The following is a 7,135-nucleotide window of genomic DNA, read 5'->3' as shown; positions in this document are numbered from 1 at the left end:
GGGGTCTTCTCCGAGGGCTTCCAGGCCACCGCGTTGCCACAAACGAGGGCCAGTGCGGCGTTCCAGGACCAGACCGCCACGGGGAAGTTGAAGGCCGAGATCACCCCCACCACGCCCAGCGGATGCCAGGTCTCCATCATCCGGTGGTCCGGGCGCTCGGTGGCTAGGGTCAGGCCGTAGAGCTGGCGAGAGAGACCGACCGCGAAGTCGCAGATGTCGATCATCTCCTGGACCTCGCCCAGGCCCTCGGAGAGGACCTTCCCGGCCTCCAGGGTCACCAGGCGTCCGAGGTCGGCCTTGGCGGCCCGGAGCTCCTCGCCGAAGAGCCGGACCAGCTCCCCGCGCCGCGGTGCGGGCACACGACGCCAGGCCAGGAAGGCGGCGTGCGCCGCGCCGATCCGCGCCGACGCCTCCGCGGGCGAGACCGAGGCGACCCGGCAGATCTCCTCGCCCGTAATCGGCGTGCGGGCCGGCAGGTCGCCGCCCTCGAGGGCCTGAGAGGGAACACCCAGGCGGGCGAGAAGGACGAGGGCGTCCTGGGCGGGGTTCTCGAAGACGTCGGACATGGAGCCTCTCAGGCGACCCGCGCGCCGGGCTGCAGGCCGGTGTCGGCGGCGGCGTAGTTGCGACCAAAGCGATTGGCCAGGAAGGCCGCGAGCGAAATCTGTTCCTGCCGGACAAAACCCGACTGGGGAAGATCGCCCGCCGCCAGCATGTCCAGCACGGCGCAGATGGCGGAGGCCGTGGTGATCTGGATGCCGCTGCGCATCACCCCCTCGACCGGGGCGGCGTAGACCTTGTTGGCGTAGCTGACCTGCACCAGGGCGTCGTGCTTGCGGCCGCTGACCGTGACGAAGATCACGACAACGTCCTGCAGGGTCGAGGGCAAGGCGTTCTCGAGGATGTCCTTCAGCACGTCCCGGCGGTCCCGCAGACCCAGATCATGCAGCAGGGTCTTCATGATGGCGGCGTGCCCCGGATACCGGATGGTGCGGTAATTCAGGTTTCGCACCCGGCCGGCCAGGGTCTCGCAGAGGGTCCCCAGCCCTCCCGAGGTGTTGAAGGCCTCATAGGTGACGCCATCCAGCGAGAACTCCTCGCGCTCCTCGAGGGCCTGGGTTTCGCGCAGGCGACCATCAACGATCGCTTCGCACGGCTCGCAATACTCGTTGATGACCCCGTCCGTGCTCCAGGTAATGTTGTAGTTCAGCGTGTTGCTGGGGAACTGCGGCAAGGCGCCGACCCGGAGACGGACCTCCTCCAGGCTGTCGAACTGGGACGCCAGGTCGTGGGCGACGATGCTGATGAAGCCGGGCGCCAGACCGCATTGCGGGATGAAGGCGCAAGGCGCGCCCTGCGCAAGATCCTTGACCTCCCGCGTGCTGGCCACGTCCTCGGTAAGGTCAAGGTAGTGCACCCCGGCCTCACGGGCGGCGCGAGCGACTGCCGTGGTGGCGTGGTAGGGCGCCGCGTTCAGGACGGCAAAGGCGCCCCGCAGGGCCTCCGGGAAGGCCTCGCTGCGGACATCCATCAGGCGCCGGCGCACCGGGCGCTGGGTCACCAGTCGTTCCAGGCTGCTCGCCGAGGCGTCGAAGATTTCGACGTCGTAGTCCCCGGACCCTGCGAGAAGATCAGCGATCACCCCGCCGATCTTGCCCGCCCCGACAATCGCCACGCGCTTCATGACCCGACCTCCGGCGCCGCTGCAACAGATTCAGTGGGCCCCGGTTCTCCGACGGTGTACAGGTCCATATAGGCGTTCCGCCGTTATTATTTCGGCGTAATGACGAGGAAAGTCGGCGCAATGCAACTTGATGAGATCGACCAGGCCCTGCTGGCCGCCTTGCGGGAGAACGCGCGGGAGAGCACGGCGGACCTCGCCCGGCGGGTGGGCCGGTCGCGCACCACTGTCCAGGGACGGCTGGAGCGCCTTGAGCGCAGGGGCGTGATCCGGGGCTACGCCCTTAGGCTCGCTGAAGACTTCGAGGCCGGGGCGGTCCGCGCCCATGTCCTGATCAAGGTGGCGCCCCGGGAGTCCCGGGCGGTGGAGGCGGCGGCCCGGGCCCTGCCCCAGGTCCGCGAGCTGCATTCCGTCAGCGGCGAGTACGACATGATCGCCATCGCCTCGGCGGCGAACGTGGCCGAGCTGGACGCCGCCATCGACCGGATCGGCCTGATTCCGGGGGTTGAGCGGACCAACTCCGCCATCATTCTGGCGACCAAGTTCCGGCGGTAGCGGGCGTCCGGTGCGGCAGATTCCGGGAGGCGCGGCCTTAACGCACCAGATGCCAGCTCGTCTGCCGTCCCGCGAGGTAGATCACCCGCTCTCCGTCAAAGAGGGCGCTCTGCTCCAGCTTCATCTGGACGAACTGTCCTCCCCACTCCGCAACCGCGTGCCGGATGTTCCCCTCGATGGCGTAGCCGGTGTTCGCATGCAGGGGCCAGTCGCCCTGCACCGCCGTCCGCCCCTGGTTGTCCCACATGCCGATAGTCGGGCCAGGCGCATGACCGAAGAAGCCGAGGGGATGGCTGTAGACGCTGGCCCTCAGGCCGGCCTTGCGGGAGGCCTCGAGCGCCCTGGCCAGCACCTCGTTGCCGGTCCGGCCGGTGGAGAAGCTCGCGGTCAGAAGGTCTTGCCAGCGATTGCCGGCCTCCATCGCGGCGAGCAGCCCCGCCGGCGGCCCCGTCTCGCCCAGGCGCAAGACATAACCCATCTCCTGGGTGTCCGTGCAGAGCTTCAGGTAGCAGATGCCCACATCGGTGTGGAGGACGTCCCCGCGCTGGATCACCCCCTCCTCGCCGCAGAAGGCGCCCTCCGCAGTGCAGGCCGTCCCGCGCCTCTGCAGGTTCACGTCCGGGAAGAACCAGACTGGCAGTCCCAGGCCCTCGAACCGGCTGCGGATGTACCAGGCCACATCCTCGGTCCGGGTGACGCCCGGCGTGATCACCCGCTCGCTGAAGGCCTCGGCGATCACGCCCCGGGCCAGGGCGACAACCTGGGGATAGACCTCGATCTCGGCGGGCGTGCGGGTCTCCAGCCAACGGATCACCAGGGGTTCGGCCGGGGTGAGACGCTGCGCGTAACCGGCGGGCAGGACCTCTTCCAGCCGGTCCCGAAGGGCGGCGGTCAGGCCGTCCGCCACAGGCCAGTGCCGAGACACATTGATCCCGATGCGCTGAGGATTGCGACTCACGATCACATCGGCCAGCGCCTTCCACTGGGCGTCCAGGTCGCCTCCGGACCAGGCCGCCGTATAGGGGCCTCCCAAGGGGTAGCGATTGACGGACAGGCGCTCCACCGTCCCGTCGGCCTTGCGGAAGAAGACCAGCATGGTCGTCCGACGGGCGGCGAAGGACGGCTGCGGGACAAGGGTGAAGTAGACCGGGTCTTCGGCGTACTCGCGGTTGATGACGACCCACATGTCCAGGCCGGACTCGGCCATCAGGCGCGGCAGAAGCGTATCGAGGCGATCCGCCAGGATCCGGTTCTCCACCTCGACCCGGGCGGGCCCCGGCAGTACCGCTAGATCACCGGCGCTGTGGATAGCCCGCCCCTGCTGGGGAGGACCGGAATCCCGCAGCCCCGGCGCCGCAACGGCCAGGGCCGTTGTGAGGAGGCTGGTCGCGATGGCAAGAACGGCGAGCTGGGTCAGGCGCAAGGCGGGGGGCTCCGGAGCGGGTCAGGACCCGCCTACATCCCACGGAAAGCGTGACACACACAACGGGGCGACCGTTCAGATCCCAGTGTTGGAAGGACGAATCTCGATCACAGTGTGGCCCGGCGTGGGTAGGGGCGACGCCTGACCCGGGCGATCGCCTTATCGCGGTCGCCAACCTCCCCTATTCGGAACGGCCACCGGGTCTTCAGCCGAAGTGAAAGGCCTCCTTGCCACGGATCGCCCCCCGTTCATGGCCAAGCGTGCGCCATCAGAAGACGGCGCAAGCCCATTGTCCGTGACAAACACGCCCGCCTGCTACAGATCGCCATTGCACAGACTTATGACTTCCACCCAGGCGGAGCCGGAAGGCCTGCCGCCCGCCTCGCCGTCACTCCTCGCCTTGACCAGAACCCATACCCGCAGGCCCCTCGCTCCGGCACGTGAGGCTGCCTGACAACTCTCGCACTCAGGTCCACTCATCCGTGAGGGCGAGGTTCTGTGACCCAATCGAACTCCGCTCTCCAGTCCCGAGATGGTGAGCAGACAGCTTCAACCCTTCTGCGCAATCAGGGCCCTTAAAGACGCATTCTGCTCTTCAAGCTCTGCTATCCGAAGGCTGAGTTCGTTGACAATCACTTCGACTTCAGTGGCGTCCAGGAGACGCGGGATGTGCTGCTTGCAATTGATGTCCCAGGCTTCAATTTCGAAAAGGATCGCCTGTTCGACCCGGGCCCGATAATCTTTCGGCGTCAGACTGGCCACCAGAACCGGATCCTGGCTGATCCAGGCCCGACCCCAGATCTTGATCCTCCGCCGGTTGGCGTAATCCATCAGGAACAGGAACGCCTTTGGGTTTTCCGCAAGGTTCCCAATGGTCACATACTGGTAGTTGCCGACGAAATCAGCGAAGGCCAGAGTTTTATCATCGATCATCCGGATGAACCCCTTTGGCCCACCGCGATGCTGGGCGTAGGGCTGACCCACACTGTTTGAGGTGGCAAGGTAGGCGGTGTTGACCTTAGACAGTAACTCCGTCAGGTCCTCTGTCACCTCGGTGCGAAACCCCCCGCGCGCTTCCACCTTAGCGTAGTACTCACGGGATCCGCGCTCTGACTGAATAGACTTCACAATGGGGGTGAAGGCGACGTCGCTGGATGGCGTCATGTAGAACTCTCCTTTCAGGTCACCAAAGTGCAGTCGGCCCGCATGGCGAGCGCCGCCGGATGTTTACCTCTTAAAACTTTCGCTGTAGATGACAATTCCCTATCAATTAAAATGATGTTTCCGTTTTTCGGAAGTTAAATGGATCGCTTTGAGGCCATGCGCACCCTGCTGGCGGCTGTCGATGGCGGCAGTCTCTCGGCGGCGTCGCGCGCTCTATCTACGCCCCTGCCAACGGTGACCCGGCGGATATCAGACCTAGAAACCCGACTCGGGGTGAGGTTCCTTGTACGCCACCGCCGACGACTGATCCTGACGGAAGCCGGCGAGGTTTTTGTAGCCGCAGCGCGGCGCATCCTCGACGCCCTCTCGGAAGCCGAACGCACGGCGGGCGGCGAGTATCGGGAACCCCGGGGGAACCTGCGCGTGACCGCGCCGATCATGTTTGGCAAGCTTCATGTGGCCCCGATTGTGCATGACTTTCTGGCCGCTTATCCGCCGGTGACGGTGAGCCTGATCCTGACGGACCAGATTATTGACCTTGAGGAGGCGCATATCGATGTCGCCATCCGAATTGGTCCCCTTCCGGACAGCCGCTTGATCGCCCGCCAGGCGGGCAAGGTTCGGTGGACCGTCTGCGCCAGTCCCGACTATCTCCGCCGTCGGGGGGAACCGACCGCCCCGGATGGCTTGCCCGAACACGACTGCATCGCATTCGAAGGCCTTCAGCGCCGGCGGACCTGGTCGTTCGGCGAGGGCCCGTCAGAGACGCGGGTGACGATCGCGCCGCGCTTTTCTGTCAATACCGCGGATGCCGTGGTCGAGGCGGCGGCAGCGGGCCTGGGCATCGCGAGATTGATGTCCTATCAGGTCGCCGAAGCCATAGTGGAGGGCCGGCTGAAGCCTCTGTTCCCGGACCAGCCGGTCCGACCTGCACCGGTCAGTCTGGTCTACCCCGCAGATCCCGTTCAGCCGCTGAAGCGGCGCGCCTTCCTTGACTATGTGGGACCAAGGCTCAACCGAGTCTTGGCACAGATCGAAGACGCCTTTCGATAGCTCCGGCCTGTCGCGAAGGCAGGGCCCTTAGCCGGGAGCTCGGGGGTCCCAGCAGGGACCATTCCAGGCGCGCGCTGTAGACGCTTACGCGGAACCGGTCGGTAAGGCCCGCCAGATTCGCAGGTTCATCGATCAGCCCCTTAGTCGGGCCGGCGAATTCGACATGGCGGATGTTGGCATGCAGACTGACGACTGTGGCGTCGGCAGGACTGGGCCGTTCGCCGAGAGAACCAGGCCTGGTCGACGAACATGGCTGACGGGGTGTTGAGGTCCCAGGAAGGCGATCACGGCGATCTCTTCGTGGCTGTGCAGGCCCATCCCATGCCAAGCGAGCTGTGTCCTCACCCCACGTTGCGCGAGGTGCGCGACACTGGCTCGGACAGGGGCCGGACTCTCGCCTCGCGCCGAGGTCTCAAGATACGCCGGAGGGGTGTCGGGACGATCCGAGAGGACTCGGTTCTCCACCCAGACCCGGCGCGGTCCCGGAAGGGCGGCGACGTCGTCGGCCCCGCAGATGACCGGGCCGTTGCTCGCCGGAGTCGCCGATCCTGGCGCTGCAGCGTGAAGAGGGTCCGAGAAGCCGCCGGAGACAACAGTGGCGATCAGAGGGGCGAACTGGAGACGCAAAGCGTGGGCGCTCCAGCAGGAAGGGCGCGATGCGACAGACATCCCGCCGAATGCCCTGCGGGCAGACCGGTCGCCAGCCTCAATCGACGCTGGCTTTGGGATGATCCGGTCTTTCCCGATCTAAAGAGCCTGCACGGCGCGCTCTATGGGAACCCGGCTATGGCGGAGGGTCTCGACTTCGGGCTTAATGCCCCGGGGAGTTCAGCGACCCAAAGGGGCGTGAGCGACCGCCACGAAACGGAGTAGAGGCCTGCGACCGGTCCAGGAAACCAACCGAATGAGCGACGACAAGTCAGAGCTGTTGAGATCCCTGACGCTGGGTCCAGCGACCTCGGCAGGGGCGCCGGAGACCTCTGGAGGCTGGAGGGTTCCGGCCCTGGTCGCCGTCGTTTGCCTCGCCCTGGGTGGTGCGGTCGGATGGCTCGCCCGACCGCAGCCCAAACCTCAGCCCGCAGCCACGCCGGCGGTCGCCGTCACGCCGGGCCCGGTTCGCGCCAGCGGGCTCACCGCTTCGGGATATGTGGTCGCCAGGTCGAGGGCCACCGTGGCCGCCGAAGTCACAGGTCGTGTCGTCGAGGTTCGTGTCGAAGAGGGACAGGTGGTTAGCAAGGGCGATGTCCTCGCCGTCCTCG

The 7,135-nt window shown here is 66.3% G+C and carries 7 protein-coding genes; 3 read left to right on the top strand and 4 right to left on the bottom strand.

Annotation, left to right across the window (positions count from 1 at the left end; translation table 11 throughout):
* Together INE98_RS10830 and INE98_RS10825 are read right to left on the bottom strand one after the other, a co-directional pair.
* A partial coding sequence (locus INE98_RS10830; protein WP_293538868.1) for an aldehyde dehydrogenase family protein occupies positions 1-566 on the bottom strand: 566 nt, incomplete at its 3' end.
* An 8-nt stretch (positions 567-574) separates the two neighbouring features.
* Complete coding sequence (locus INE98_RS10825) at positions 575-1,684, bottom strand: saccharopine dehydrogenase family protein (protein WP_293538867.1); 1,110 nt, start codon at positions 1,682-1,684, stop codon at positions 575-577.
* A 120-nt stretch (positions 1,685-1,804) separates the two neighbouring features.
* On the opposite strand from INE98_RS10825, the gene INE98_RS10820 reads away from it, so the two are divergent.
* Positions 1,805-2,236: an Lrp/AsnC family transcriptional regulator gene (locus tag INE98_RS10820; protein ID WP_293538865.1), complete on the top strand. Its 432-nt coding sequence runs from the start codon at positions 1,805-1,807 to the stop codon at positions 2,234-2,236.
* Between the two features lie 37 nt (positions 2,237-2,273).
* Here the strand turns inward: INE98_RS10820 and INE98_RS10815 are convergent, their stop codons facing one another.
* Together INE98_RS10815 and INE98_RS10810 are read right to left on the bottom strand one after the other, a co-directional pair.
* Positions 2,274-3,659, bottom strand: a complete 1,386-nt coding sequence (locus INE98_RS10815; RefSeq protein WP_293538864.1) for a M24 family metallopeptidase — start codon at positions 3,657-3,659, stop codon at positions 2,274-2,276.
* A gap of 549 nt (positions 3,660-4,208) precedes the next feature.
* A complete protein-coding gene (locus INE98_RS10810) occupies positions 4,209-4,823 on the bottom strand; it encodes a pyridoxamine 5'-phosphate oxidase family protein (RefSeq protein WP_293538862.1) in 615 nt (204 codons plus the stop codon).
* Positions 4,824-4,961: 138 nt separating this feature from the next.
* Between INE98_RS10810 and INE98_RS10805 the strand changes: the two genes are divergently transcribed.
* Together INE98_RS10805 and INE98_RS10800 are read left to right on the top strand one after the other, a co-directional pair.
* On the top strand, positions 4,962-5,876 hold the full coding sequence (locus INE98_RS10805; RefSeq protein ID WP_293538860.1) for a LysR family transcriptional regulator: 915 nt from the start codon (positions 4,962-4,964) through the stop codon (positions 5,874-5,876).
* 904 nt (positions 5,877-6,780) lie between these two features.
* Positions 6,781-7,135, top strand: a 355-nt coding sequence (locus INE98_RS10800; RefSeq protein WP_293538858.1) for a biotin/lipoyl-binding protein, incomplete at its 3' end; no start/stop codon positions are given.

Origin of the sequence: Phenylobacterium sp. (genome assembly GCF_020253645.1) — a bacterium.
GTDB lineage: Bacteria > Pseudomonadota > Alphaproteobacteria > Caulobacterales > Caulobacteraceae > Phenylobacterium.
This window is presented reverse-complemented; position numbering and strand designations above follow the sequence as displayed.